Here is a 24,151-nt window from a genome sequence, read left to right on the forward strand (position 1 = left end):
ACATCAAGGAGGACCTAACAGCATGAGAAAGATAGAGGAAACACAGATGGATCAGAAGAGAGAGGAAATCATCCAGAGACTTGTAAAAGAGGGTGTTTTCAAATTATATGGAAAACAATTATACGAACTTCCTCTTTACGCACTTATGAAAGCATATATAATACGCACTGAATAATAGATTTCCGGCTGGATTACTCCAATAGCCGGTATTTTTTATATAGTATGATTGATGATTATGCAATTGAGGTAAACTACTATAATGAAAGCTAACAGTAGACGGGGGTAATGGGATGTTAGATAACAAATTGAAAAAACTTCAAAGTGATTGGCTCGATGAAGCAACAATATCTGCGATGCAGGTGAAAATAAGCAAGGGGGAATTAACGTCCGAAGAACTTACGTTCATGTATATTGACACGATTTCAAATAGAAATAAAAATGTGAATGCAGTGTTGGAATTGAATCCGGAAGCTGTGCAAATTGCTAGGGCACTTGACGTGGAAAGGTGTGAAAAAGGGCCGCGTTCACTTCTTCACGGTATTCCGGTTTTACTGAAAGACAATATGGGAACGAAGGATATGATGCATACGAGTTGCGGTTCCTTGGCATTAAAGGATTATTATGCAGTAGAAGACGCATTTCTCGTCAAGAAATTGCGTGCAGCGGGTGCGGTCATTCTTGGGAAGACGAATATGACGGAGTGGGCTAACTTCATGTCGGACCGGATGACGAACGGCTGGAGTTCGCGCGGGGGGCAAGTGAATAATCCCTATGGCTTATTCGATGTCGGCGGATCAAGCTCGGGCGCCGGAGCCGCTATCGCAGCGAATATGGCCGCTGTAGCAATCGGTACAGAGACCACAGGGTCAATTCTCAATCCATCGGCCCAAAACTCGCTTGTCGGTATTAAGCCGACTGTTGGGGCGATCAGCCGTACAGGTGTAATACCGCTTTCATACACACAAGATACACCGGGACCTATGGCAAGGACTGTACATGATGCAGCAATCACGTTCGGGCTGATGGTCGGTTCAGATCCTGATGACCTGGTAACTCAAGAGTCATCTCGCTTGAACAAAATCGATTGGATATCCATCCTGGATGAAAGAGCGCTTGAAGGTGTACGTCTTGGAGTGGCGCGCTCGATTTTTGAACGGGAAGCTTCGACGGAACGGTTAGCTCTTTTTGACGCTGCCCTTACACAATTGAAAGCGGCAGGCGCGGTCATCATCGATGATATTGACCTTGGCACAATGGAAAATGATCTCGGTTATAACGTGCTTCTTTATGAATTCAAGGCGGCGCTGAATGCTTATCTTGGAAAAACACCGATGACAAATCCAATCCGTACATTGGCTGATATCATCCGTTTCAATAATGAAAATGCGGAAGAAACATTGAAATTTGGTCAAGTGATGCTGGAAAAAGTTGAACGGACTAGCGGAACACTGACAGAACGTGCATATATCGAGGCACTTCTTCGAAATCGTCATTTGGCAGCCGACATTGCACTTGGTAAGGCGCTGGAAGAGCACAATGTTCAAGCGCTTGTATTCCCCCAGGATCATGGGTGCAGCTTTGGAGCGGCGGCGGGATATCCATCCGTTACCGTTCCCGCGGCTTTTTCCGACGCAGGCGAACCGTTCGGCATTACGTTTTCAGGAAAAGCATTTACGGAACCTGATTTGATCAGTTTTGCCTATGCATTCGAACAACGCGTCATGGCGAGGCGGAAACCTTAATCAGTTTTGTCAGAAATAGCGTGTACAGGAGCCTATTATGATAAACTGAAAGGAATAGAGTGAAGGTGGGGATCAAGATGTCCTTCTTAGAAAATATGGACGATGTATTTAAAGAGAAATGGAAATTTGAATATGAAATGCCGATCCAGGAGAAATTGATTCCTGAAATGCTGGCAGGTAAAGATATTGTGGCAGAGTCACCGACGGGATCGGGGAAGACACTTGCATTTGTATTGCCGCTTTTTCAATTGGTCGATGGCGATAAAAAACAGACGCAGGCGCTGATCATTACTCCGTCGCAGGAGCTGTCCATGCAAATCGTTAACGTTATAAGGGAATGGATAGCAGGGACAAGTATCACTGTTACACAATTAATCGGCGGGGCTAATATGCAGAGGCAGATTGAGCAGCTGAAGAAAAAACCTACGATCGTTGTCGGGACACCTGGTCGATTGGCAGAACTAATCAAAGTGAAAAAGTTGAAAATGCATGATATCCGTCATATTGTTCTCGATGAAGGCGATCAACTTTTGGCACGTGATCATCGTGTTGTTGTGAAAAATATGATTGAGGCGGCAAATCCGGAAAGACAAGTTGTTGCTGTATCTGCAACACTTACGGATGAAATCGAACTAGTCGCCAACAATTTCATGACCGATCCAATCCGGATACAAGTCGGAGCCGAAGAGATGCCAAAATCGGGCAAAGTCACTCATTCGTTTGTGAAAACGGATGTGCGGGACAAAACAGACGTATTACGCGGAATTTCCTATTTGAAGGGGATACGTGCGCTGGCATTCATTAACAATGTGGATCAGCTACGCATGAAAGAAATGAAACTTAAATATAACGAAGCACCGGTTTCGGTTCTTCATTCAGAAATGACGAAATTTGAGAGACAGCAAACGTTGGATAAATTCCGTAAAGGCGAGTTGCGGATTCTGATAGCGACAGATCTCGCTGCACGGGGGCTGGATATTGAAGGCTTAACGCATGTCATCCACGTTGACGTGCCACATACAGTCGAACAATACCTGCATCGGTCGGGGAGAACGGGACGTGCAGGGGCAGACGGTGAAGTGTTGACATTACTGTCATACGCTGAAGAGCGGGATTACCGCAAGTTGACAAAAGGGATTAAAACGGTCCAGAAAATGTGGTATAAAGGCCAGTTGATAGAAGGTAATTCGAAAACGGTCGCAACAACTAAAAAGAAATAAGAAAAAGAGCTGCCCAGGAATCCAAGTATATTGGATCTCTAGGGGCAGCCTTTTAAGTTATTGGTTATAGTTGTGTTAAAATAATCGGTTCGCCTTTTGTGACGATAATTGTATGCTCGATTTGTGCAACAAGGGAATTGTCAGGTGTGATAAATGTCCAACCATCCCCCGACTCGATGATGTGCTCCGCTTTTTCGGAGATGAAAGGCTCAACGGCAAGAACCATTCCTTCTTTCAGAAGTGTCTTATCCCAAGCGTCGTAATAATTGAGCACATGTGACGGTTCTTCATGCAATGATTTGCCGATACCGTGACCAGTCAGGTTTTTGATCACTTTCAAGCCATGATCTTTCGCTTCACGTTCGACCGCTTTGCCGATTTGATTTAAGCTGGATCCTGCCTTGACTTTTGTCATTGCACGGTCAAATGCGCTTTTGGCCACATCGCATAATTGCTGTTTCTTTTCGTCAGGTGTACCGACCACAAAAGAAATTCCCGTATCGGAGAAATAGCCATTACACGAACCGGAAACATCAATGTTAACGAGATCACCGTCCTTTATGACACGAGGACCAGGCATGCCATGCGCAACTTCATTATTGACACTGATACATGTATAGCCAGGGAAATCATATTCCGCGATAGGTCCTGAGATTGCGCCCTTTTCTTTGAAGAGACGTCCGCCCAGTTCATCAATTTCTTTCGTTGTTTTACCAGGGACGGTCGCATCTTTCATCGCATCCCTGATTTCAGCAACAATTTTACCGATTTTTTTTAACGCTTCAATTTCTTCTTCAGTTTTTGCAATCATTATGCACAAGTCCTTTCTTCCGTTCATTCTTTTTCATACCATACTATATCATAATGAGCTGAACAAAAAAGCCTGCAAACAATAAAATCGTTTGCAGACTGTCAAATCATTTTCTTTGAATTGCGGTTTTTGTAGTTTTTTTATCGGACATCATTTTTTTGATAATCGGATAAACAATGGGTGCAAATTTAATGGCGGTTTTCACTAATCGGCCAATCTTCATAAATGTTCACTCCTAAATATAGCGTTTCTTATTTCATCCCCGCAAAACCCGTTTTGTAAACATTCATCTCAACACCTTGACGCCTTGAAACACGTTCCAAATAACTATGGCTAGGAATAGAAGAGCATAAACAAGCATAAAAATGACTGGCGTCAGTTGCCAAAAGCCGAAATTGCCGCTGGGCATCCCATCAATGGTGCCTGTCATGGAAAACATTGAAAAAGAAAATATGACAAATCCCGCAATTAGAAGAATGACGGGAACTAGATGTGATACCAACGAGCGTTTCGCATGGGATTTTACTTCCCGGTCATCCGTAACGAAATAAACGATGACGGGTAGGAGCAAAGGAGAGAAGAAGACGCTGAAATAGCATAGAGCAGCCAAAATTTTACTGTTCATCATGTGAATCCCTCCAATTAACTTTTACTATATACAATGATTACAATACCTCTTAATCATCTTGCTTAAAGGTTTCCCATCTTATACAATGAATTAGACAACTAAATTACTGGAACCACAAGGGGTGCCTATTTCGGCTGAGATTGGACGCATTGTCCTGACCCTTAGAACCTGTAAGATTATTCTTGCGTAGGAATGTGGATGGAAATTGACATATTCGATGTCCCATTCTGTTCGGGATGTCTTTTTTTATGCCCGTATCTTACGCGTAACTGGTAGGAGGAGGAGTTATGTTGGAACGGAAAAAACTGCAACTTTTACTTGAGGTGGCTATTTTAGGAGCAATTTCATTTGTACTCGATAAAATCGGGTTTTCAATGCCTCAAGGTGGATCCATTACGCTGTCGATGCTTCCGATTATCGTCATGGCATTCAGGTGGGGGATAATTGGCGGAATGCTGACCGGTTTTGTCAGCGGTTTATTGCAGCTGATGATGGGCGGTTATGTGTTTAACGCTATACAGGCGGCGCTTGATTATTTCGTGGCATATACACTCGTCGGTCTAGCCGGCGTCACACTGGCATGGCTGTTAAGTAGTAAAGCGAATGGCAATAAAGGATCGATGGTGGCGGCAATCGTCGTTGGTACAATAATCGGCGGACTTCTACGCTATCTGATCCATTTCATCGGCGGAATCGTTTTCTTTGCATCTTACGCTCCCGAAGGACAGCCGGTATGGATTTATTCACTTGTATACAATGGAAGTTACATGATACCAGCAATAATTTTGTCAGCAATTGTTACAGCATTTTTATTCACCTCGGCTCCGCGCCTCCTTCAACGTAAATAAAAATCGCCGTTCTTCCAGATATGGGAGAACGGCGATTTTTTAGTTGGAAGGTGTAAGCGTTTTTCTGGAGAAGAAGATAAAAGCTGCAATCGAAGCGGCCAGAAAAAGGGCCGCGGCGGAAACGAACAATTCGTCTGCACCATTTTTCACAGCGATACCTACAAATGCCCACATGAAGACAAGATTCATCGCGATATCCGCATGGTGGTATAAGAAGTGAAGCGCGATTGCAGTAGCGATTGTTAAGTAAATGACGGTCCATAAAGGCGTGCTAAGCCCCCAGCCGGACCACTCATTCAGTGTCAGTACATAACTGATATTTGCGATTGTCGCGACAAAAGTCCATCCGAGGTATAAGGCAATCGGTATTCTTCCGTAAAAATGATTATTCCTATTGGGGTACGTAAAGTAAATGGTCAATAGCGTTAGAAGAAGTGCCGCCATAATAACAATCGTCCATTCAAAATAACCGAAATGCCATAGCAGAATCCAGGCTATATTAAACAGACAGCTGAGTATATATAGAATAGCCCTTCGGTTGAACAAAGCATGTTCAATGTTTTTTTTGTTCTGTTTGAAGCCATAAAGCCATATTGCAAGAAATAGATAGATAATTGCCCAGATGGAAAAGACGTAATCGGCAGGTGTAAAGAGCACCGGTAAACTATTTGATATTTCTCCAGTCGTTTTTCCGTTGAAAGGTACTATGTTCGCTGCTGCATTGACGATGATGACTGCAATGAGCGAAAGAGTCATGAGTGTAAGTCTAAACATATATAAATCCTCCTATTGAACAGTATACAGAGGAAAAGTGGCGCCTGCGAAGGAAAGTATGAAACTTTCGTCACAAATGCATTATTTCGCATGCCGAAGATACATGTTATAATCAAGAGGTGTTTTTGGAAAATTTAGAATGGAATATACGAGGGGGAATTGAAATGAGCAAAAAAACCTATTCAGAAGTATGGGATCTTGATGTATTTTTTAAAGGCGGCAGTGAATCCCAAGAGCTGCGGACTCACCTGGATGATTTACAGAAAAAGCTCGATTCGTTAGAAGAAGCGGCTTCAACATTTCAAATTCCTCAGTCGGTCGATGCTTCGGCAGAAGTTGCTGAACTCATAGAAACGTTGAAAGATGTTGCACTAGATATGTCCCAAGCAGGTGCCGTAATCGGATGTTTCCTCGCGGCGGATACGACTGACAAAAAGGCATTGCAATTGCAAGGAGAAACCGGCTCACTTGGGGCCAGCTTCTCTACGGCGGGGCTTAAAATCCAGCAAACGCTTGCAAAAGCGGATGAAGATACATGGAATGGACTTATGGAATCAGACGATCTCAAAGAATTTGCATTCGTGCTGAACGAGTGGCGTGAAGAAGTCGAGTTGAAACTGTCCGAAAAGGAAGAGAGTTTAATCACATCCTTGAGCGTCGACGGTTATCACGGCTGGGGACAGTTGTATGATATGCTGGTCGGCGATATTAAAATAAAAATCGAACTGGACGGAGAGGAGAAAGAACTTTCAGTTGGGCAGGCGAATAACCTAAGTTCACACGAAGATGCACAAGTGCGAAAACGTTCATTCGAAGCATTGGAAGAAGCTTGGGAAGGAAAAGAGGATTTCTTCGCATCAGCGTTGAATCATATTGCCGGTTTCAGACTTGAGGTCTATAAAAAGCGCGGGTGGGATTCCGTTTTAAAAGAACCCCTTCTCCGCAACCGGATGAGCGAAGTGACACTGGATGCGATGTGGGGAGCAATCGGTGCAAATAAATCACCATTCGTGGAATACTTGGACGCTAAGGCGAGAATGCTAGGAACTGAAAAGATGAATTGGTATGACATGGATGCCCCGGTAACAGCGTCAACAAAAAAGATGGCTTATCAAGAAGGTGCAGAATTCATCTTAAAACATTTCGGGGAATTTGGTCCGGAACTTGAAGCGTTCTCCCGGCAAGCGTTCGAAGACAGCTGGATTGAGGCGGAAGACCGTCCCAACAAACGACCGGGAGGTTTTTGTACGGGAATGCCGGCGTCGGAACAGTCCCGTATCTTCATGACATACAGTGGGACCATGTCGAATGTTGCAACTCTTGCACACGAGCTCGGCCATGCGTTCCATTCGTACGCACTGCGTCCTGTCCATTGGATGAACCGCGGTTATGCAATGGGGGTAGCTGAAACAGCATCGACTTTTGCGGAGATGATTGTTGCAGACGCTGCTGTTAAAGCTGCCGAAACGAAAGATGAAAAAATAGCATTGCTGGAAGATAAAATACAACGCAGTGTAGCATTCTTTATGAACATCCATGCTCGATTCCTTTTTGAAACAAGGTTTTATGAAGAACGCAAAAATGGGATCGTGCCGGCTACAAGATTGAACGAGTTAATGGCTAAAGCCCAGAAAGAGGCTTACGGAGACGCACTTGATACGGTCCATCCACACTTCTGGGCGTCGAAACTCCATTTCTATATTACGGGCGTACAGTTTTATAACTTCCCGTACACATTCGGTTATTTGTTCTCCCTCAGCATTTACGCAAAAGCTTTGGAGGAAGGGGAAGGGTTCGAGCAAAAGTATATGGCGCTTTTACGGGACACTGCCGTTATGAGTGTAGAAGACCTTGCGATGAAACATTTAGGCGAGGATATTACGAAACAGGCATTTTGGGCGAAAGGCGTAGCGCTATGCGTCAAAGATGTTGAGGAGTTCTTGGAACTTACTTCGGTAAAAGGGTGAATATGCATTGATTTTGCTTGAAGGGCAAACGAGTTACTTGCGAATACTGACTGAAGATGATGCTTTCATCTTCACGGAATTGATAAGTGATAATAAAGAATACTGGTCTATATTTGAACCGAGGCATGATAGCAGTTATTTTACTGTTGCGGTTCAACGGGATAAAATCAGGGAGTCGATCTATCAGATGAGGGACCGTCGGGAATACAATTTCGGTATTTTCGATTCGGCCACTAGTCGGCTAATTGGTCATATTTCTCTATACAGCATTAAAAGACTTCCGTTTTCCAGCGGTTTCATCGGATATTCGATTGATGAGCGGGAAACAGGCAGGGGAATCGGTACGGAAGCGGTCCGCCTTGTCACGAAATTCGCTTTCGACAAAGTCGCTTTACATCGGGTGGAGGCATATGTTTCACCGCGTAATAGCGGATCTATAAAAGTGCTGGAGAGGTCCGACTACCATCAAGAGGGGCTTATGCGAAAACTTCTTTATATAAATGGCGTCTGGGAAGATCATTACATGTATGCCATTGTTGAAGATGATTTTTGAAAGGGTAAGACCGCGTGGCGGAAATTGTCAGCTAAAATAAAAAGCCGATTCCTGTGATAAGGAATCGGCTTTTGTCTATTTCCCGGGAAATATGCCAGAAATATTATTCCTTGGCATTGAATTCATAGCCGTCCACGATGGTATCAAGCTTACCGGTGTCAGGGTGAACGACAAGTCCGTGGATGGCCACTTTTTTATCCATAAGGGGATGGTTACGGACAGCATCAACACTTTGCTTGACGCTTTCTGTCACATCACCGAAGCCGTGCAGCCATTTTTCCATATCCACCCCGGAATACTTCAATGTTTTAAAAATATCTTTATCAATCCCGCGCTCTACCATTTTTTTTGTGAGATTACCTGTGTCGACTGCACTCATACCGCAATCGTGATGACCAACAATGTAAACTTCGTCGGCACGTAACTCATAAACCGCCACGAGCAGGCTTCTCATAATACCGCCAAATGGATGTGTGACAACTGCACCGGCACTTTTGATGATTTTAGCGTCACCATTTTTTAAGTTCATCGCTTTTGGCAACAATTCAGTCAATCTTGTATCCATACATGTCAAAACCACAATTTTTTTGTCGGGAAACTTTGTTGTTGCGTATTGTTCATATTGTTTTTCGCTTACAAATGTTTCATTGAATCCCAGGATTTCTGAAAGAATCGTCATAATAATCTCCTATCTGATAAGTTTTTATTAATCATACTTGAATATATGTAAAAAGAAAAGAGTTGCCAAGAGGCAACTCTTAAAACTTCGTTTCTGGTTTCGGATCTATTGTGGAAGCGTCAGAAGCCGGCATAACTGAAGAAAGAAAGTGCATTATGAAAATTGCTGCCAAACCTATGACAACTGCAAAACCGATAACTGTAGTGAACATCAAGCCCATATATATGACCCCTCTCTACATTGATAATTTGATACTGACTTCATTATACAGTAAATAACCATATTAATTAAGGGGTTCATGAAATGTTTTTAGTAATTGTGACGTTTTTTAGAATGCCCAGTTGCCCTTTCGGAACACCGGCTCGCAAGACCCATCTGAAAGGATGCCATCAATATCCATTTCTTCGGAGCCGATCATGAAGTCGACATGTGTGATGCTTTGGTTCAAACCATGTTCCACTAAATCTTCACGCGACATCGTTTTACCTCCCTCGATACAAAACGCATAAGCACTGCCAAGGGCGAAATGATTCGATGCATTTTCGTCGAACAGTGTATTATAGAAGAGCAGGCCTGATTGTGAAATCGGTGAAGCATGCGGAACGAGTGCAACTTCACCGAGATATTTTGCACCTTCGTCGGTGTCAACAAGGCGCTGTAAGACCTCTTCGCCTTGTTCGGCTGAAACGTCTGTTACACGTCCATCCTTGAAAGTGATTTTAAAATTATCAATGATATTGCCACCGTAGCTTAACGGTTTTGTGCTGGATACATAGCCATTGACACCCGTTTTCAGGGGGACGGTGAACACTTCTTCGGTCGGCATGTTCGCCATGAAAGTGTGCCCCTTTTCATTGACGCTACCAGCCCCGCACCACAAATGCCCTTCAGGCAATTCAACGATTAAGTCTGTACCAGAGCTTTTATAGTGAAGTTTGTGGAAACGTTTATCATTCAGGTAGTCGACTTTGGCATGTAAAGTATTGTCATGATCGATCCACTCTTGGACAGGGTTTTCTTTGTCGGCCCGAACTGCCTTGAAAATTGCTGTCCAAAGCGCTGAAACTTGTTCCTCTTCCGGAAGTTCCGGGAACACTTTCGCAGCCCATGCCTTGGAAGGTGCAGCTATGACAGTCCAGCTGATTTTGTCCGACTGAACGTACTGACGGTATTTGTCGAGTGCTTGACCGGCAGCTTTTTGTGAATCACCAATACGTGATGGCTCGATACCTTTCAGTAAATCGGGACTTTGGGAAATGATGCTCATGAACGCCGCGCCTTTTTCGGCAAGCTGTTCACGTTCCATCACTTTCCAATCAGGAAACTCGGAAAATGAATCAGCGGGTGCTTTTTCAAATCGAAGCCTGGAAACCTGATCGTCGGACCAATCCACGAACACTTGACGCGCGCCCGCTTCATAAGCAACTTCAGTGATAAGTCGAACGAATCCAATATTATCTGTTGATGCGCTGATGTAAAGATATTGGTCAGGCTGGATATTAACCCCGACTTGTATTGCGAGTTCAGCGTATCGAGATAGTTGTTTTTCAAAAGTGGACATGAATGATTACCCCTTTCTTTATCTTTTACAATAGTACCAATTTACTGACCTGGTCTGCAACGTAAAGCTATGTGGGATATGCTACACAAACTGGGCGTAGGCGCCTTAACAGGGGGGAGGCCGTCGAAAAGGTCCACCATTATAGTTTGAACTTAGAATTCCCCCTAATATACGCTACGGCTACCACATAAAAGGCGCCTACGCTGGTTCATCCAAGGTATATTGATGGTACCCACTTCATTGATAAAGGGAATTCAGATAACAAGCGGGCTTTCCCACCATATACCTGGGGATTTACTTACAGGGTTGAATATACATCTTACTCTTTCTGTTGAATAGGTGGACTAAGCACAGGCGTCCCCAAGCGCCAAAGCGGATTCAGTGGAGTTTTTATTTGTCCTAACTTTCTTGAATAGAATGGATGTTGTTAATCAGTGTGTACGAATTTTACTCTATCAGTTGAACAGAAGAACCAGCGCAGGCGCCTCACAGGGGTAGCCGAAGCCATAAGACTGACGACGAAGTTGTCCGGCTTATGGCGAAAGGCATCCCCGAGCGCCGAAGCGGATTCAGTGGAATTTTTATATATCCTCGCTTCCTTGAAAAGTTGTGACAAAATGTTGAATCTCATTTATTTATTGTTTCGGCTCACCTAAAGAATAAACCGAAGATGCCGAAATAAGAAGAAGAATGGAATACTTGGAGGGGCAACTATGGATTTATCAACAGTATTTGGTCTTGTATTAGGGTTTGTGGCACTTCTTGTCGGTATGACAATGAAAGGTGTCCCGTTAGAAAACCTATTTAATATTGCAGCTATACTAATAATCGTTGTAGGAACGATTGCGGCGGTCGTTATCGCATTTCCTATGAATGAATTAAAGCGTGTACCGAAACTATTTGGAATTCTATTTAAAGAACAGAAGTTGGCATCCGATTCCGACATCATCCGTATGTTTTCCGGTTGGGCGGATATAGCGCGTCGTGAGGGGTTATTGTCCCTTGAAGCGCAAACGGATGAAATCAATGATCCTTTTCTAAAAAATGGATTGGGACTTGCGATTGATGGACAAAATGCTGATTATATCCGCGATGTCTTAAGTGAAGAAGTGGAAGCCATGGAAGATCGGCATGCCGCGGGGGCGCAAATATTCTCCCAGGCGGGAACCTACGCACCAACCTTGGGTGTACTGGGGGCGGTGGTCGGACTGATTGCCGCACTGAGTAATTTGAATGATATCGATGCACTAGGTCATGCAATTTCAGCTGCATTCATCGCTACTTTACTTGGTATTTTTACCGGTTATGTCCTTTGGCATCCATTTGCGAATAAGTTGAAACGTAAATCCCATGAAGAAGTCCGACAGAAGAAAATGATGATAGAAGGGGTGCTTTCAGTTCTGGAAGGGGAGGCTCCACGCGTCATTGAGCAAAAGCTTGCTTCATATCTATCCGCGGAAGAACGCCGGAAACTGGCCGCAAATTCGGCGGAGAAGGAGGCTGGCCCGTTTGCCGAAGAGACGTAAGAGAAAAAAGGATGAAAATCATATCGATGAATCCTGGCTATTGCCGTACTCGGACCTTATGACTCTTCTTCTTGCGCTTTTTATCGTATTGTTTGCATCGAGTACAGTGGATGAAGTGAAATTCAACAAAATGTCAGCGGTTTTTAGTGAAGTCTTTGACGGGGGGCAAGGTGTGATGGATAATGCCGCGCCAACACCAGTTCCGATGCCGAAAGATTCAGTGGGTACCAGCGAAGAGAATTCATCGTATATAGAAGACCAGAAGTCCCTTGGTGAAATTCAGGATAGAGTTGATGACTATATTGCGGTGAACGAGTTGGAAAATCAGTTCGAGACAAAACTGACGGATGAAGGGTTGCTTGTGACAATTAGGGACAGTATTTTATTCAGTCCGGGTAATGCTACTATCAAACCGGAATATATGGGCATTGCAAATGATATCGGAGAATTGCTCGTCTTTGATCCTCCCCGTCAAATCATAGTCACTGGCCATACGGATAATATTCCGATTCAAAATGCTCAGTATGAATCGAACTGGGAACTCAGCGTTATGCGAGCGGTCAATTTCCTGAAGAGCATTGTGAAAAATGGTGAAATCAATCCGTTGTTATTCAGTGCCAAAGGGTATGGCGAATTCCAACCGATTGAATCAAACGAAACAGCTTATGGGCGGAGTAAAAATCGTCGGGTGGAAGTACTGATCCAGCCGCTTGTTTTAAAGGACGGAACTGCGTTTGAATGAAACCAATACGCCAAAAAAAGATTCGCCGGCTATGTATATACCGGCGAATCTTTTTTGTGTTTTTAACCTCTTAACGTACCAAGCTCGGCTGCAATCGCTTGCATTTCATTCGGTGTGATATTATTGCGTTTCATCACCATTTTGTACATATAGTGTAAATCTTCGTATTTGGAAGTGCTGAAGTTTTCCGCTTTCATTGCATCTACATTGACCATGCGAAGTTTTTCCGTAATCTTATCAATCATAAAGGAAACATTTTCTGGTGAAGGGTTAGATAAATCCATAATTTCGTCCGCCTCTCGTAAGCTTTGAACTTATCATTTCATTATTCCACCGAACTGTCAAATTGAAAAGGAAGTCAACCTCGTTTTGCGGCTTCTCTCTCCTCTTTCAGTTTTGCGTTGAAACGTTTTGTTTCAAAGACGATGACGCCCGACAATCCGAGAAGTCCAATTAAGTTCGGAATAGCCATAAGTCCGTTCATTACGTCGGCGAATAACCAGACTGCATCAAGCGTCGCCGTAGCGCCTACAAAGATGACTGCAATAAATACGATACGGTAGTAAATTAAAACTTTTGGATTCGGGAACAGGTATTGGAAACATTTTTCTCCGTAATATGCCCACCCGAAGATTGTAGATGTCGCGAAGAATATCAATCCGATTGCAACAACCATCGGTCCGGCACTTCCGAGGAACTCGCCGAAAGCTGCCGCTGTAAGCGAACCGGCTTCAATGCTCTTGTCTTTCCACATACCCGACATGACGATTGTAACACCGGTGATTGAACAGATGACAAGTGTATCAAATAGTACCTGCGTCATAGAAACGAGTGCTTGACGACCTGGCAAGTCTGTTCGAGCCGCTGCAGCCGCAATCGGAGCCGATCCGAGACCTGCTTCATTGGAGAAGAGACCACGTGCGACCCCGAAGCGGATAGCTGCACCGATTGCACCTCCGACAGCCGCTTCGCCGGTAAATGCAAATTTGAAAATCGTTGCAAAGGCATCTGGAATAAGGTTGATGTTTAAAATCATAACAATCAAACCTGCGATTAGATAGAATCCGGCCATAATCGGAACGAAGAAAGATGTAACCTTACCGATTGTTTTAATTCCGCCGATGATAACCATTCCACCTAAGACTACAAGAATAGCTCCCGTAACCCAATGGGGAACACTGAATGTTGTATTCAAAACATCCGCAACTGCTTTCGATTGTGTCCCGTTACCAATACCGAATGCCGCAATCGCACCGAATGTAGCGAACAATACGCCGAGCCATTTCATTTTCAGACCGTGTTCAAGATAGTACATAGGTCCGCCGGCCATTTGTCCATTGGCATCTTTGACACGATATTTAACTGCAAGAATTGCTTCTCCATATTTTGTAGCCATTCCGAAGAATCCGGCCATCCACATCCAAAACACAGCGCCTGGTCCGCCGAAGTAGACAGCTGTTGCGACTCCGACGATATTCCCGACCCCTACAGTGGCGGCCATCGCTGTCATCAGTGCCTGGAAGTGGGAAATATCACCCTCAGATGTTTTATCCTGATTTCTTGAGAAAACGAGTTTTAAAGCATAAGGCAACATACGTACTTGTATAAGTCCAAGTCTTACAGTCAAAAAGATACCTGTTCCAACGAGAAGGATAAGCAAAGGCGGTCCCCAAATAAATCCGCTGGCCTTATCTAAAAAAGTTGTTAATCCATCCATCCCATTACCCCCAATTAATCTAATTTGTTTTATGTTTAACTCGATTTCGGTTTTCCCCTATAAAACCTCACATCCTCTCAGCCCCTAAATTTCGCTATGCTTATTGTCAATATTCCGAAAAATATGTGCTTTCGTCAAGCTTTTTTTTATTAATGAACCACATTGTTTGCTTTTGATGATCTCGGGGTATAATTATGTAAGCGAATAAGTCTGAATTGGAGGTTTTACAATGGGCAATAGCAAATTTGGTAAATTTATTATTTTCGGTGCGCTTGCTGGCGCGATAGTCAGCATGTTCGACAGAAGTACTCGAAATCAGGTGGCAATGAAATCAAACAACCTCTTAACGGGATTGAAATTTTACTCTAAAAATCCTGACGTGCTCAAGTGGAAGCTTGAGGAGAAGAAGGAAAAATACCAGTCAGTCTTCGAACGACTTTCAGGTGACGCATCATACATTAAAGAGCAGGTCGAAGAGTTGAAAACACTTTCACCGCAAGTGAAAGACCTTGTCATGGATACGAAGGATGCTTTCGTTGAATCAAAAGAGGAATACAAGTCAATCGTAAGCGAGACGCCAGTGCAAAAAAGCGGCGACGAAATAAAAAAGTGAATAGCATCGGAAGGGGGGATGAGAGTGTGAAAGATAAAGGACATTCAACTCCTGCACCCATTCCACAAGCCAAATCGAGGAATGGAAAGGGAAACTCGGACGGTTTCATGGCGGACACTGCAGTTATGAAATTTTTGGACGATGTAAAAGATGGCGATCTTGAAGATTTTGACGTTACGACTACAAATGGGTTTTTAAAAGAACTACTTGTACGGATAAAGAAAGTCGATGTAACGGGCCTTGGCTCGCAACTCGCCTTCTTTTTCCTGCTGTCTTTATTTCCACTATTAATCTTTGTAATGACATTGCTTCCATTTTTAAATTTGGATCAGGATCAAATTTTCTTATTGATTCGAGATTATGCGCCAGATAGCGTTGGTATGCTTATTGAAGATACAATCGGTGATATTTTGAAAAATCGGAATGGCGGATTATTGTCAATTGGTATAGTAGCAACCATATGGTCGGCATCCAAAGGCATGAATGCACTAACGAAAGCGCTGAATCGTTCTTATTTCACGGAAGAATCACGTTCATTCTTCGTGGCGCGTGGGATGTCGGTCGTCTTTACAGTCATGCTCATCGCTGTACTTATAGTGGCGCTTGTACTCCCGGTGTTTGGACAACAAATTGGCGTTCTCGTATTCTCATACCTCGGTCTGGAGGAAGGTTTCCTGCTCTTATGGGGGAGTTTACGCTGGATATTGCCGCCTGTACTAATTTTCTCTGTCTTTTCACTCGTCTATTGGCTGGTGCCTAACTTGAAAATTTATTATAAAAGTGTAATTCCAGGTGCACTGTTTGCTACAATCGGTTGGATTTTGACATCCCTTGCATTCTCGTACTATGTTAGTAACTATGGGAACTATTCGAATACATACGGTAGCATCGGGGCAATTATCGTTTTAATGATGTGGTTATACTTTTCCGCTATCATTCTAATGCTTGGTGGGCAACTCAATGCCGTCATGACAGAGAGAAAACAAGCGAAAGATGCAAAAGAAAAAAGCAATGCAGTCATTTGACATGACGCATTGCTTTTTGGCATGATTTATTTGTTGTTGATAGGGAATCATCTATCCCATATGATTCAGCATTCTAAGACCGTTCAGGATGACAAGGATGGTACTACCTTCATGGCCGATAACGCCGAGCGGCAGATCGACAACTTGCAGGAAATTTGAAACAATCAGTGCCAGGATGACTGAAATGGCGAAGAAAACGTTCTGTTTCACAATCCGTTGCATTTTACGGGATAGTTTGATTGCGTAAGAGATGCGTCTCAAGTCATTTTGCATCAGGACGATATCCGCAGTTTCGAGTGCGACATCTGTTCCTTCACCCATGGCAATACCCGAAGTAGCAGTGGCGAGTGCAGGTGCATCATTGATCCCGTCGCCAACCATTCCTACATTTTTATGGTCCAGGAGTAGGCGTTTCAAATGCTCGACTTTCATTTTAGGCAGGCATTCCGCGACGTATGAATCTAAACCCGCTTCTTTCGCGATAGCTGCAGCAGTTTTTTCGTTATCACCCGTCAGCATTACTGTTAAAATACCCGCTTGTTTTAATTGACGGATTGCCTCGACAGCTTCGGGTCGCAAAGTATCGCTTAGCGCAACGGCTGCAATAATCCCCATGTCATCTCTCATAAAGATAACTGTTTTACCTTGATCCGCAAGGGATAGGGCAACGCCTTGCTGAAATTCACTCGCCAATTCTATTCCGACAAAACGAGGGTTGCCTATGAGCAGTTCCTGTTCATCCACAATTGCTCGGATTCCGTGACCTGGTATGTCTTCAATCTGAAGATTACGCTCTAAAGTTATTCCTTTTTCAATCGCATAATTGGTAATCGCTACAGCGAGCGGGTGATTCGATTGAGATTCGATACTTGCAAGAACCGCCAGCATTTCAGTTTCATTTGCGCCTTCACGTACATGGAAGTCTGTAACGATAGGTTTGCCATTTGTTAATGTACCTGTTTTGTCGAATGCAATCGCTCTGAGCGATCCAAGGTGTTCGAGGTGGACACCACCTTTGAACAAAATTCCCTTTCTAGCGCCATTGGAAACCCCGGCAAGTGTCGCCGGCATGATAGATGCGACAAGTGCGCACGGGGAGGCGACGACAAGCAGGACAATTGCGCGGTAGAATGTAATCTTCCATTCCCATCCAAACAGAAAATGCGGCAGAATCATCATAACCAATACCGTGATGATAACAACTTTTACATAAGTCCCTTCGAACCTTTCGATAAATTGTTGCGAAGGTGATTTCTCACTTTGTGCACTTTGGACTAGCGTAATGATTTTTTGGAAAAGTGTTTCGGAACTCGGTTTTGTCATTTTCATCTGAATGGCGCCGCTCAAATTGACTGTACCGGCGAATAGTTCGTCGCCCGCTTCTTTTGTAACAGGAATCGATTCTCCGTTTATGGCGGCCAAATCGATGGAGGACGTGCCGTAAGTGATGTTGCCGTCGACAGGAATACGTTCACCAGGCTTTACGAGAAGGATCGCCCCCACCTTCAATGAGGCAGTAGGCACTTTGATGTCCGTGCCGTCTTCTTGGATGAGCCACGCTTCTTCGGGCTGAAGCTCCATAAGTGCTGAAATTTCCTTGTGGCTTTTATTCAACGTGTACGTTTCGAGCGCACCACTGATTGCAAAAATGAAAATGAGGATTGCGCCTTCCGCCCAGTACCCGATTACTGCGGAACCGATCGCGGCGAATACCATCAGCATTTCCACATTCAGTTCTTTATCTTTAATCGTTTCTTCGATTCCTTCTTTGGCCTTAGTGAAGCCGCCGATTAAAAAAGCGATAATATACAGAGGGACAGAAAGCGATTCTACCCCATGTATGCCAGTCAACCAAGCTGCGAGGATGAGTACACCGGAAAGGATGGCAGCGGTCAGTTCTAGGTGCATTGTCCAACCCAGAGATTTCTGTGGCTGGCGTTCAACGAGAATTGTCATATCAGTTACCTCCTAATTGAGAATGATAGTCAATTTCAAAAACTTGCTTAAAACACGAAAGTCGATTCCTGTGGAAGGGAACCGACTAAAAAGTTTAATTAATAGTAATTATAAAATAGGAATTATTATTGTTAGTAGTATACCATGTTTGGTGAAAGAGAGATAATACTTTGATTTCAAAAGTGGAAAATGGAGGGAGGGTGGTTTGTCTAACGGTTTTACATGCTGTCTTACGGTTCGTTCCGCACTTCAGATTGATAATTTACAATAAAAAAAGCACTGTACACCGAAATCCATGTCGGTATACAGTACCTTATTCATTCAGCTGAATACTTTCTCCTTGAACTCTGATAGTTTTTCAAGAGATGACTTGTCGACATCAGCATGCAGGCTATTACCGTGTGAATCCATTGTAACGACAGCGGTAAAGTCTTTCACGCGAAGATGCCACATTGCTTCAGGGATACCGAACTGAAGGAGATCAACACCTTCGACAGCTTTGATACAGTCGGCATAATACTGTGCTGCACCGCCGATTGCGTTCAAATAGACGCCGCCATGCTCTTCAAGTGCTGCAAGCGTTTTAGGCCCCATACCGCCTTTTCCTATGACCGCCCGAATACCGAATTTCTTCATGATGTCCCCTTGATAGGGTTCTTCGCGAATGGATGTCGTCGGTCCCGCAGCTTTGATTTCATAACTACCATCGTCATTCTTGAGCACGACGGGCCCGCAATGATAAATGATTTGTCCGTCTAGGTCGATAGGGGAGTCGTTTTCGGATAGGTACTTGTGGATTGCGTCGCGGCCAGTGTACATCATTCCACTGATTTTGACGACGTCGCCGACGTTCAAATCACGAATTTGTTCTTCGGAAATCGGAGCAGTAAGTTCGACAGTGCGTGCAGATTGCTTCACATCTTCTTTACCGCTGTCTTCTTGCGAGAAGTCAATTTTATCGCCATCATTGTAATGCCAGTTTTGAATTTCCCCGGACGCGGCGTCGATATCAACAGCCATCCGGCGGTATGCCCAGCAATTATACGCAACGGAAACATAGAAGCTTGCGGGGATACGGTGCATTACACCAATTTTACAGCCGAGAAGAGTGACTTCGCCGCCGAAGCCCATTGTTCCGATGCCAAGCTGGTTTGCTGTTTGCATCACATACTGTTCAAGTTCCGCAAGTTTTGAATCAGGGTTCAAATCGTCCACATCGCGGAAAAGCTGGTCTTTTGCAAGTTCGTAACCCGAAGCGCGGTCTCCGCCGATTCCAACACCGATGAAACCTGCTGAACAACCTTGTCCTTGCGCTTGGTGAACGGAATGTAAAATACATTTACGGATGCCGTCGAGGTCGCGACCCGCACGTCCCAGACCTTCAAGTTCGGCAGGGAGGCTATATTGAATATTTTTGTTTTCACAGCCGCCGCCTTTTAAAATAAGTTTCACTTCGATATGATCTTGTTCCCATTGTTCGAACTTAATGACCGGAACGCCTGTACCGAGGTTATCGCCGCTATTGTCTCCTGTCAGTGAATCGACGGAGTTCGGACGGAGTTTGGTATCTTTGGTAGCTTTTATAATAGCGCGCTTTATGGCTGCTTTGATTTCAATCTGATTTACTCCGACTGGTGTTTTGATCTTGAATGTCGGCATTCCGGTGTCCTGGCAAATCGGTGACATTTTCTCGTCAGCCATATTGATATTTTTCGCAATGGTGTCTAGACTCATCGCGGCACGAGTTCCAGCGTCTTCCAGTTCTTTAGCGGCACGGATTTTCCGGCGCACGTCTTTTGGCAGATTTGTTGACGTTTCGCAAATGAGATCATACATGCTCTTTTCTATTTGTTCTATGTACATTCCCGGCTTCCCCCTATGTTACAATTATTATTTGTCTGATTTGATTTTTTCCATCTGTTCCTCAAGGTCGTCGAGCATGCTGATCAGCTGATCGATTTCTTGAAGGTCTGCCGTTTCCGGTTCAATCGTATCGAGCGTTTCGAGGAATTGATGAAGCCGTGTTTTCAATCCTTCGACAGGCCCTTTATTTTGTGCTTTTTCCAATCCGTACACCTCTTTTCATTACTGTAATCGTATACGAAAAAACGCAATTTATCAATAAAGCAAGCTAGGCCTTCTCGGTTAATTGAAAATTAAGCCTAATTGAATGTTTACAACACTTTAACAATATGATATGATTTATTTAATCAAACGAAAGGGAGGCTGTCGGCAAGGTTGAAGAGAAAGAAAGTATAGGAGGTTGGATGCGCACATCATAAACAGAAGACTTCGCAATATAGGATTCGTATACCCGATGTTAAAGAAGTGGGGGTGAAGTCCCGAACGGAAAGTCTTGAGCAGCGGTAAACCTGGCTTATGGAAGTGCGGAAGTTTTGGTGCACACGTATACTGTAAAGAAGTGAAAGCTAATTAGAAGGAGGGGATTCGTAAGTGTCCGATGGCGCGATGCCGGGAGACGAATACGATTATGCAGATGGAAATGGAAAGTGATGGATCAATTCATACGTAAAGGCCCAACCGTAATCTGACAATCAGATATGGATGGGCCTTTATGATTTTTAACAACCAATTATGCTAAAATCAATAAAGGACCTTTAATGTTGGGGGCGGTAGAAACATGGACACATTTTCACAAGTGGAGAAAAGACGATTTTGGATACTTGTCATTATCGTATCAATTTCGGGATTTTCACAGGGCATGCTGTTGCCGCTTATTTCAGCTATTTTCGAGAAGGATGGTATTTCAAGTGCAATGAATGGCTTGAATGCCACGGGTTTATACATAGGAACATTACTTGTTTCACCGTTCATGGAGGCACCGCTCAGGCGTTTCGGCTATAAGCCGGTCATCATTGGGGGAGGCATGCTGGTTTTTGTATCATTGCTGCTGTTTCCATTATGGAAAAGTATCGTATTTTGGTATATTCTAAGGCTGATTATTGGTATCGGGGATCATGCACTCCACTTTTCGACACAAACGTGGATTACGAGTTTTTCACCGCAACATACATTAGGACGCAATATCGCGATTTACGGATTATCATTCGGAGCCGGATTTGCCGCGGGGCCGTTGGTTGCTCCGCTCGTCCATGTGTTTGAAGGTCTGCCGTTCATTGTGTCGGGTGTCCTTTGCATGTTGGCGTGGTCACTCGTCTTCATGGTGAAAAATGATTTTCCGGACGTCATAAAAGGGAAGGCAGCTGAAGGCCGCTTCTTCGCACGGTTTAAAGGAACGATGGCTGTTGCGTGGCTCGCATTCTTAGGTCCGTTCGGATACGGATTTCTGGAGTCTTCACTAAACGCAATGTATCCGGTGTATGCGCTCAGAAACGGAGTCGAATTAACATCGATATCGATTATATTAGCTTCGTTTTCTGTGGGGGGAATCATTTCGCAATTGCCATTAGGCATGTTGTCAGACAAAATCGGCAGAAGTCCGGTCTTTCTCATCGCGCTTGGTGGAGGGGCCATATCGTTTTTTATCGCAAGTACTGTAGAGACATCTACAACTGCTGTTATATCCATGTTTTTCATAGCCGGACTTTTCGCCGGATCGATTTTTTCGCTCGGTATTTCGTACATGTCCGATTTGACGCCGAAGCAACTGTTGCCGACGGGGAATTTATTATGCGGCATCTTTTTCAGTTTTGGCAGTTTGACAGGGCCATTCCTGGGCGGCCTATTTCTGGAGTTTGATGTGGGATTCAGTTTCCTGCTGCTGATTTCACTCTTTTTAGCGGTGCTGTTCGTCGTGTCCTTCGTCGGGAAGATGAAACAGCGTCCGTCTGCAGCATAAAAAAGCGTCCATCATGTGGACGCTTTTGTTCATTTGGAAACTATAAAAAAGTACCATGAATATTTTAAAGAGTGGAATTTTATCGTCTAGACGCTAGCGCCCCGGCCCTCGGATTATAAGTCGGCCCTGACCAAGGCGCTTCCGCTTTTGCTTTTACCTCAATATCGAGTTGATGTTTTCGTATTCCATCACAAGATCATCGAGTGTTCGGAATGAATAGCCCGCTTTCTTGGCATCTTGGATAAATGAAGGCAGGGCCTGCGCATTATCCGGAGACACCGTATGCATTAAAATGACGGCGCCCGGATGAAGCTGGTTCATCAGTTCTCCGTATGCGAAATCTCTCCCTCTAGGCTTGTCGGCATACCAGTCGATGAAGGCGACGGACCAGAAAATATGCCTGTATCCGAGTTCGTTGCCTTTGGCGAGAACCTTGTCGTTGAATACACCTTTAGGAGGTCTTGTATAATACGTCCGCTCCAGTCCGGTCGATTCTTTTAGCAGCTTATCGAATTTTGTCCATTCCTCTTCCATCCCCTGTTCGGATAGATTCGCCATATTGGGGTGATCATAGGAATGGTTGCCGATTCCATGTCCCTCCGCAATCATTCGTTTGACAAGGGGCAAGGCACTTTTTACATAATGTCCCGTAAGGAAGAATGTTGCCGGGGCTTCTTCTTTTTTCAATGTGTCTAAAATAGTTTCTGTATAGCCGTTTTCATATCCATTATCGAATGTCAAATAGGCGATTTTTTCATCGGGCTTACCTTTATATATCGCTCCATGTTTATCGAGCATTGAGTCGAGTGCAGCGCCGGCACTAGGCGGGACGCCCCCAGTCGCTTTTTTGAACCCCCAATGGAATTCCTCGGCTACAGCTGAAAATGGATTGAAAACAATGCCCGCCACGACGATGAAAACTGCCAGTAGGATACCGACACCATGCTGTTTTATCATATAGTACGCACCTCTCTTTTTGGTAGCGTGCGTAGATATCGTTTATTTATACCTCTTATTTGTATAGGTCAGTCAGTGCAGATTCAAGTGTAGGAAATGTAAATTCAAAGTCGTTGTCTTGTAACTTTATGGGTAAGACATGCTGACCCTCCAAAACGAGTGCGCTTTTACGCCCAAGCACTGCTTTCATTGCAAATGAAGGGACGGGAATCCAGTGGGGTCTGTTCAGCACTGAACCGATTGTTTTCCCGAAATATTTCATGCGTTTTGGAAATGGTGATGTGGCGTTTACAGGTCCGTTTACATCCTTATTGCTGATTACAAATGCGATTGCACGTGCAATATCAGCTACATGCACCCAGGATACCCATTGATTGCCAGAGCCGACTGTGCCGCCTGCAAATAATTTGTATGGCAGAACCATGAGCGGTAATGCCCCGCCATCTGTCCCAAGCACGACACCGAATCTCATGAAAACTGTCCGTATACCAGCTGACTCCACTGACGACGCTTTCTTTTCCCAGTCTGAAACAGTCTGCCCGAGAAAATCGTCCGCAAATTCATTGGATTGTTCCGTATAGACAGTGTCTTCCGATGCAGGATAAATACCGATGGCACTGGCATTGACGAGTACGGATGGTTTTGTTTTCAAAGCAAAGATGATTCGCAACAATTCATCGGTCGCATCCATCCTGCTGTCATAAATTTGTTTTCGATGTTCGGCAGTCCAGCGCCCATCATTGATGGATACACCGGCAAGATTGACAAAGGCATCCGCTGAACCGATTTCATGCTCGGGATTGGAACCTATTTGAAGCCATTTCACGAACTTGACGTTCCCCTCTTCTTTCCTGTCTTTCCTTGATAAAATGATAATTTCATGTCCTTCATCCAATAAGATATCAGTTACTCTCTTTCCGACAAATCCGGAACCTCCGGCTATGACGACTTTCATTTTACAACACCCCCATTATGATTCTATACCCCGAAATGAAACCAATAATGCTGAAGC

24 protein-coding genes and 1 riboswitch are annotated in these 24,151 nt (G+C 44.2%); of the genes, 11 read left to right on the top strand and 13 right to left on the bottom strand.

All coding sequences use genetic code 11. From position 1 onward, the window contains the following. Positions 1-22: 22 nt before the first annotated feature. From fbpA to HDC33_RS15380, 3 genes are all read left to right on the top strand, one after another. A complete protein-coding gene (gene fbpA, locus HDC33_RS15370; protein ID WP_179393451.1) occupies positions 23-175 on the top strand; it encodes a Fur-regulated basic protein FbpA in 153 nt (50 codons plus the stop codon). Positions 176-290: 115 nt separating this feature from the next. After that, positions 291-1,742 (top strand): amidase family protein, encoded by a 1,452-nt coding sequence (locus HDC33_RS15375; protein WP_179393452.1) that lies wholly within the window; start codon positions 291-293, stop codon positions 1,740-1,742. A 77-nt stretch (positions 1,743-1,819) separates the two neighbouring features. After that, positions 1,820-2,962, top strand: a complete 1,143-nt coding sequence (locus HDC33_RS15380; RefSeq protein WP_179393453.1) for a DEAD/DEAH box helicase — start codon at positions 1,820-1,822, stop codon at positions 2,960-2,962. Positions 2,963-3,026: 64 nt separating this feature from the next. Here HDC33_RS15380 and map read toward each other — a convergent pair whose 3' ends face one another. Then, the gene (gene map / locus HDC33_RS15385; protein WP_179393454.1) at positions 3,027-3,773 is read right to left on the bottom strand and encodes a type I methionyl aminopeptidase; all 747 of its coding nucleotides are present in this window, start codon (positions 3,771-3,773) and stop codon (positions 3,027-3,029) included. Positions 3,774-4,059: 286 nt separating this feature from the next. After that, positions 4,060-4,401: a magnetosome magnetite crystal formation protein family gene (locus HDC33_RS15390; protein WP_179393455.1), complete on the bottom strand. Its 342-nt coding sequence runs from the start codon at positions 4,399-4,401 to the stop codon at positions 4,060-4,062. Between the two features lie 107 nt (positions 4,402-4,508). Next, positions 4,509-4,611: riboswitch (TPP riboswitch) on the top strand. Between the two features lie 77 nt (positions 4,612-4,688). Here HDC33_RS15390 and thiT point away from each other — a divergent pair. Beyond that, complete coding sequence (thiT, locus tag HDC33_RS15395; protein ID WP_179393456.1) at positions 4,689-5,249, top strand: energy-coupled thiamine transporter ThiT; 561 nt, start codon at positions 4,689-4,691, stop codon at positions 5,247-5,249. Between the two features lie 39 nt (positions 5,250-5,288). Here thiT and HDC33_RS15400 read toward each other — a convergent pair whose 3' ends face one another. Beyond that, positions 5,289-6,023, bottom strand: coding sequence for a tryptophan-rich sensory protein (locus HDC33_RS15400; RefSeq protein WP_179393457.1), 735 nt, complete (start codon positions 6,021-6,023; stop codon positions 5,289-5,291). Between the two features lie 164 nt (positions 6,024-6,187). Here HDC33_RS15400 and HDC33_RS15405 point away from each other — a divergent pair, with 164 nt between their 5' ends. Both HDC33_RS15405 and HDC33_RS15410 read left to right on the top strand, forming a co-directional pair. Further along, complete coding sequence (locus HDC33_RS15405) at positions 6,188-7,990, top strand: M3 family oligoendopeptidase (protein ID WP_179393458.1); 1,803 nt, start codon at positions 6,188-6,190, stop codon at positions 7,988-7,990. Positions 7,991-7,997: 7 nt separating this feature from the next. Then, positions 7,998-8,543, top strand: a complete 546-nt coding sequence (locus HDC33_RS15410) for a GNAT family N-acetyltransferase (protein ID WP_179393459.1) — start codon at positions 7,998-8,000, stop codon at positions 8,541-8,543. A gap of 103 nt (positions 8,544-8,646) precedes the next feature. Here HDC33_RS15410 and HDC33_RS15415 read toward each other — a convergent pair whose 3' ends face one another. The 3 genes from HDC33_RS15415 to HDC33_RS15425 all read right to left on the bottom strand — a co-directional run bounded on the left by HDC33_RS15415 (position 8,647) and on the right by HDC33_RS15425 (position 10,783). Next, positions 8,647-9,222: a beta-class carbonic anhydrase gene (locus HDC33_RS15415; RefSeq protein WP_179393460.1), complete on the bottom strand. Its 576-nt coding sequence runs from the start codon at positions 9,220-9,222 to the stop codon at positions 8,647-8,649. A gap of 79 nt (positions 9,223-9,301) precedes the next feature. Then, positions 9,302-9,442, bottom strand: coding sequence for a hypothetical protein (locus HDC33_RS15420; RefSeq protein WP_179393461.1), 141 nt, complete (start codon positions 9,440-9,442; stop codon positions 9,302-9,304). Between the two features lie 108 nt (positions 9,443-9,550). After that, positions 9,551-10,783, bottom strand: a complete 1,233-nt coding sequence (locus HDC33_RS15425; protein ID WP_179393462.1) for an aminopeptidase — start codon at positions 10,781-10,783, stop codon at positions 9,551-9,553. A gap of 713 nt (positions 10,784-11,496) precedes the next feature. On the opposite strand from HDC33_RS15425, the gene motA reads away from it, so the two are divergent. Further along, positions 11,497-12,309 (top strand): flagellar motor stator protein MotA, encoded by an 813-nt coding sequence (gene motA / locus HDC33_RS15430; RefSeq protein ID WP_179393463.1) that lies wholly within the window; start codon positions 11,497-11,499, stop codon positions 12,307-12,309. After that, positions 12,293-13,051 carry a flagellar motor protein MotB gene (gene motB, locus HDC33_RS15435; RefSeq protein WP_179393464.1) on the top strand — a complete coding sequence of 253 codons (759 nt, stop codon included), beginning with the start codon at positions 12,293-12,295 and terminating at the stop codon, positions 13,049-13,051. The genes motA and motB overlap by 17 nt, the downstream gene beginning before the upstream one ends. A 62-nt stretch (positions 13,052-13,113) precedes the next feature. Here motB and HDC33_RS15440 read toward each other — a convergent pair whose 3' ends face one another. Then, complete coding sequence (locus HDC33_RS15440) at positions 13,114-13,335, bottom strand: DUF1128 domain-containing protein (protein WP_179393465.1); 222 nt, start codon at positions 13,333-13,335, stop codon at positions 13,114-13,116. 74 nt (positions 13,336-13,409) lie between these two features. Further along, positions 13,410-14,768: an alanine/glycine:cation symporter family protein gene (locus HDC33_RS15445; RefSeq protein WP_179393466.1), complete on the bottom strand. Its 1,359-nt coding sequence runs from the start codon at positions 14,766-14,768 to the stop codon at positions 13,410-13,412. Between the two features lie 229 nt (positions 14,769-14,997). Here HDC33_RS15445 and HDC33_RS15450 point away from each other — a divergent pair, with 229 nt between their 5' ends. After that, positions 14,998-15,381, top strand: coding sequence for a YtxH domain-containing protein (locus HDC33_RS15450; RefSeq protein ID WP_179393467.1), 384 nt, complete (start codon positions 14,998-15,000; stop codon positions 15,379-15,381). Positions 15,382-15,407: 26 nt separating this feature from the next. Beyond that, complete coding sequence (locus HDC33_RS15455) at positions 15,408-16,406, top strand: YihY/virulence factor BrkB family protein (protein WP_370457492.1); 999 nt, start codon at positions 15,408-15,410, stop codon at positions 16,404-16,406. Positions 16,407-16,457: 51 nt separating this feature from the next. On the opposite strand, the gene HDC33_RS15460 is transcribed toward HDC33_RS15455, so the two are convergent. The 3 genes from HDC33_RS15460 to HDC33_RS15470 all read right to left on the bottom strand — a co-directional run bounded on the left by HDC33_RS15460 (position 16,458) and on the right by HDC33_RS15470 (position 20,438). Then, entirely contained in the window at positions 16,458-18,362 is a 1,905-nt protein-coding gene (locus HDC33_RS15460) for a heavy metal translocating P-type ATPase (protein WP_179393468.1), read from the bottom strand. Positions 18,363-18,683: 321 nt separating this feature from the next. Beyond that, positions 18,684-20,225, bottom strand: a complete 1,542-nt coding sequence (locus HDC33_RS15465) for a fumarate hydratase (protein ID WP_218843303.1) — start codon at positions 20,223-20,225, stop codon at positions 18,684-18,686. A gap of 27 nt (positions 20,226-20,252) precedes the next feature. After that, positions 20,253-20,438, bottom strand: a complete 186-nt coding sequence (locus tag HDC33_RS15470; protein ID WP_370457493.1) for an SE1561 family protein — start codon at positions 20,436-20,438, stop codon at positions 20,253-20,255. Between the two features lie 565 nt (positions 20,439-21,003). Between HDC33_RS15470 and HDC33_RS15475 the strand changes: the two genes are divergently transcribed. Then, a complete protein-coding gene (locus HDC33_RS15475; protein WP_179393470.1) occupies positions 21,004-22,182 on the top strand; it encodes an MFS transporter in 1,179 nt (392 codons plus the stop codon). Between the two features lie 153 nt (positions 22,183-22,335). Here HDC33_RS15475 and HDC33_RS15480 read toward each other — a convergent pair whose 3' ends face one another. After that, a complete protein-coding gene (locus HDC33_RS15480) occupies positions 22,336-23,139 on the bottom strand; it encodes a polysaccharide deacetylase family protein (protein WP_179393471.1) in 804 nt (267 codons plus the stop codon). 55 nt (positions 23,140-23,194) lie between these two features. Further along, positions 23,195-24,094 (bottom strand): TIGR01777 family oxidoreductase, encoded by a 900-nt coding sequence (locus tag HDC33_RS15485; RefSeq protein WP_179393472.1) that lies wholly within the window; start codon positions 24,092-24,094, stop codon positions 23,195-23,197. Positions 24,095-24,151: the final 57 nt, after the last annotated feature.

Origin of the sequence: Sporosarcina sp. JAI121 (genome assembly GCF_013408665.1) — a bacterium.
Classification (GTDB): Bacteria; Bacillota; Bacilli; order Bacillales_A; family Planococcaceae; genus Sporosarcina.

Bases quoted from the DNA above. Each gene is read 5' to 3' on its own strand.
- HDC33_RS15445 (WP_179393466.1), bottom strand. From the start codon at position 14,768: ATGGATGGATTAACAACTTTTTTAGATAAGGCCAGCGGATTTATTTGG.
- HDC33_RS15375 (WP_179393452.1), top strand. From the start codon at position 291: ATGTTAGATAACAAATTGAAAAAACTTCAAAGTGATTGGCTCGATGAA.
- thiT (WP_179393456.1), top strand. From the start codon at position 4,689: ATGTTGGAACGGAAAAAACTGCAACTTTTACTTGAGGTGGCTATTTTA.
- HDC33_RS15425 (WP_179393462.1), bottom strand. From the start codon at position 10,783: ATGTCCACTTTTGAAAAACAACTATCTCGATACGCTGAACTCGCAATA.
- fbpA (WP_179393451.1), top strand. From the start codon at position 23: ATGAGAAAGATAGAGGAAACACAGATGGATCAGAAGAGAGAGGAAATC.
- HDC33_RS15475 (WP_179393470.1), top strand. From the start codon at position 21,004: ATGGACACATTTTCACAAGTGGAGAAAAGACGATTTTGGATACTTGTC.
- map (WP_179393454.1), bottom strand. From the start codon at position 3,773: ATGATTGCAAAAACTGAAGAAGAAATTGAAGCGTTAAAAAAAATCGGT.
- HDC33_RS15485 (WP_179393472.1), bottom strand. From the start codon at position 24,094: ATGAAAGTCGTCATAGCCGGAGGTTCCGGATTTGTCGGAAAGAGAGTA.
- HDC33_RS15415 (WP_179393460.1), bottom strand. From the start codon at position 9,222: ATGACGATTCTTTCAGAAATCCTGGGATTCAATGAAACATTTGTAAGC.
- motA (WP_179393463.1), top strand. From the start codon at position 11,497: ATGGATTTATCAACAGTATTTGGTCTTGTATTAGGGTTTGTGGCACTT.
- HDC33_RS15460 (WP_179393468.1), bottom strand. From the start codon at position 18,362: ATGACAATTCTCGTTGAACGCCAGCCACAGAAATCTCTGGGTTGGACA.
- HDC33_RS15405 (WP_179393458.1), top strand. From the start codon at position 6,188: ATGAGCAAAAAAACCTATTCAGAAGTATGGGATCTTGATGTATTTTTT.
- HDC33_RS15480 (WP_179393471.1), bottom strand. From the start codon at position 23,139: ATGATAAAACAGCATGGTGTCGGTATCCTACTGGCAGTTTTCATCGTC.
- HDC33_RS15420 (WP_179393461.1), bottom strand. From the start codon at position 9,442: ATGGGCTTGATGTTCACTACAGTTATCGGTTTTGCAGTTGTCATAGGT.
- HDC33_RS15390 (WP_179393455.1), bottom strand. From the start codon at position 4,401: ATGATGAACAGTAAAATTTTGGCTGCTCTATGCTATTTCAGCGTCTTC.
- HDC33_RS15450 (WP_179393467.1), top strand. From the start codon at position 14,998: ATGGGCAATAGCAAATTTGGTAAATTTATTATTTTCGGTGCGCTTGCT.
- HDC33_RS15440 (WP_179393465.1), bottom strand. From the start codon at position 13,335: ATGGATTTATCTAACCCTTCACCAGAAAATGTTTCCTTTATGATTGAT.
- HDC33_RS15400 (WP_179393457.1), bottom strand. From the start codon at position 6,023: ATGTTTAGACTTACACTCATGACTCTTTCGCTCATTGCAGTCATCATC.
- HDC33_RS15465 (WP_218843303.1), bottom strand. From the start codon at position 20,225: ATGTACATAGAACAAATAGAAAAGAGCATGTATGATCTCATTTGCGAA.
- HDC33_RS15380 (WP_179393453.1), top strand. From the start codon at position 1,820: ATGTCCTTCTTAGAAAATATGGACGATGTATTTAAAGAGAAATGGAAA.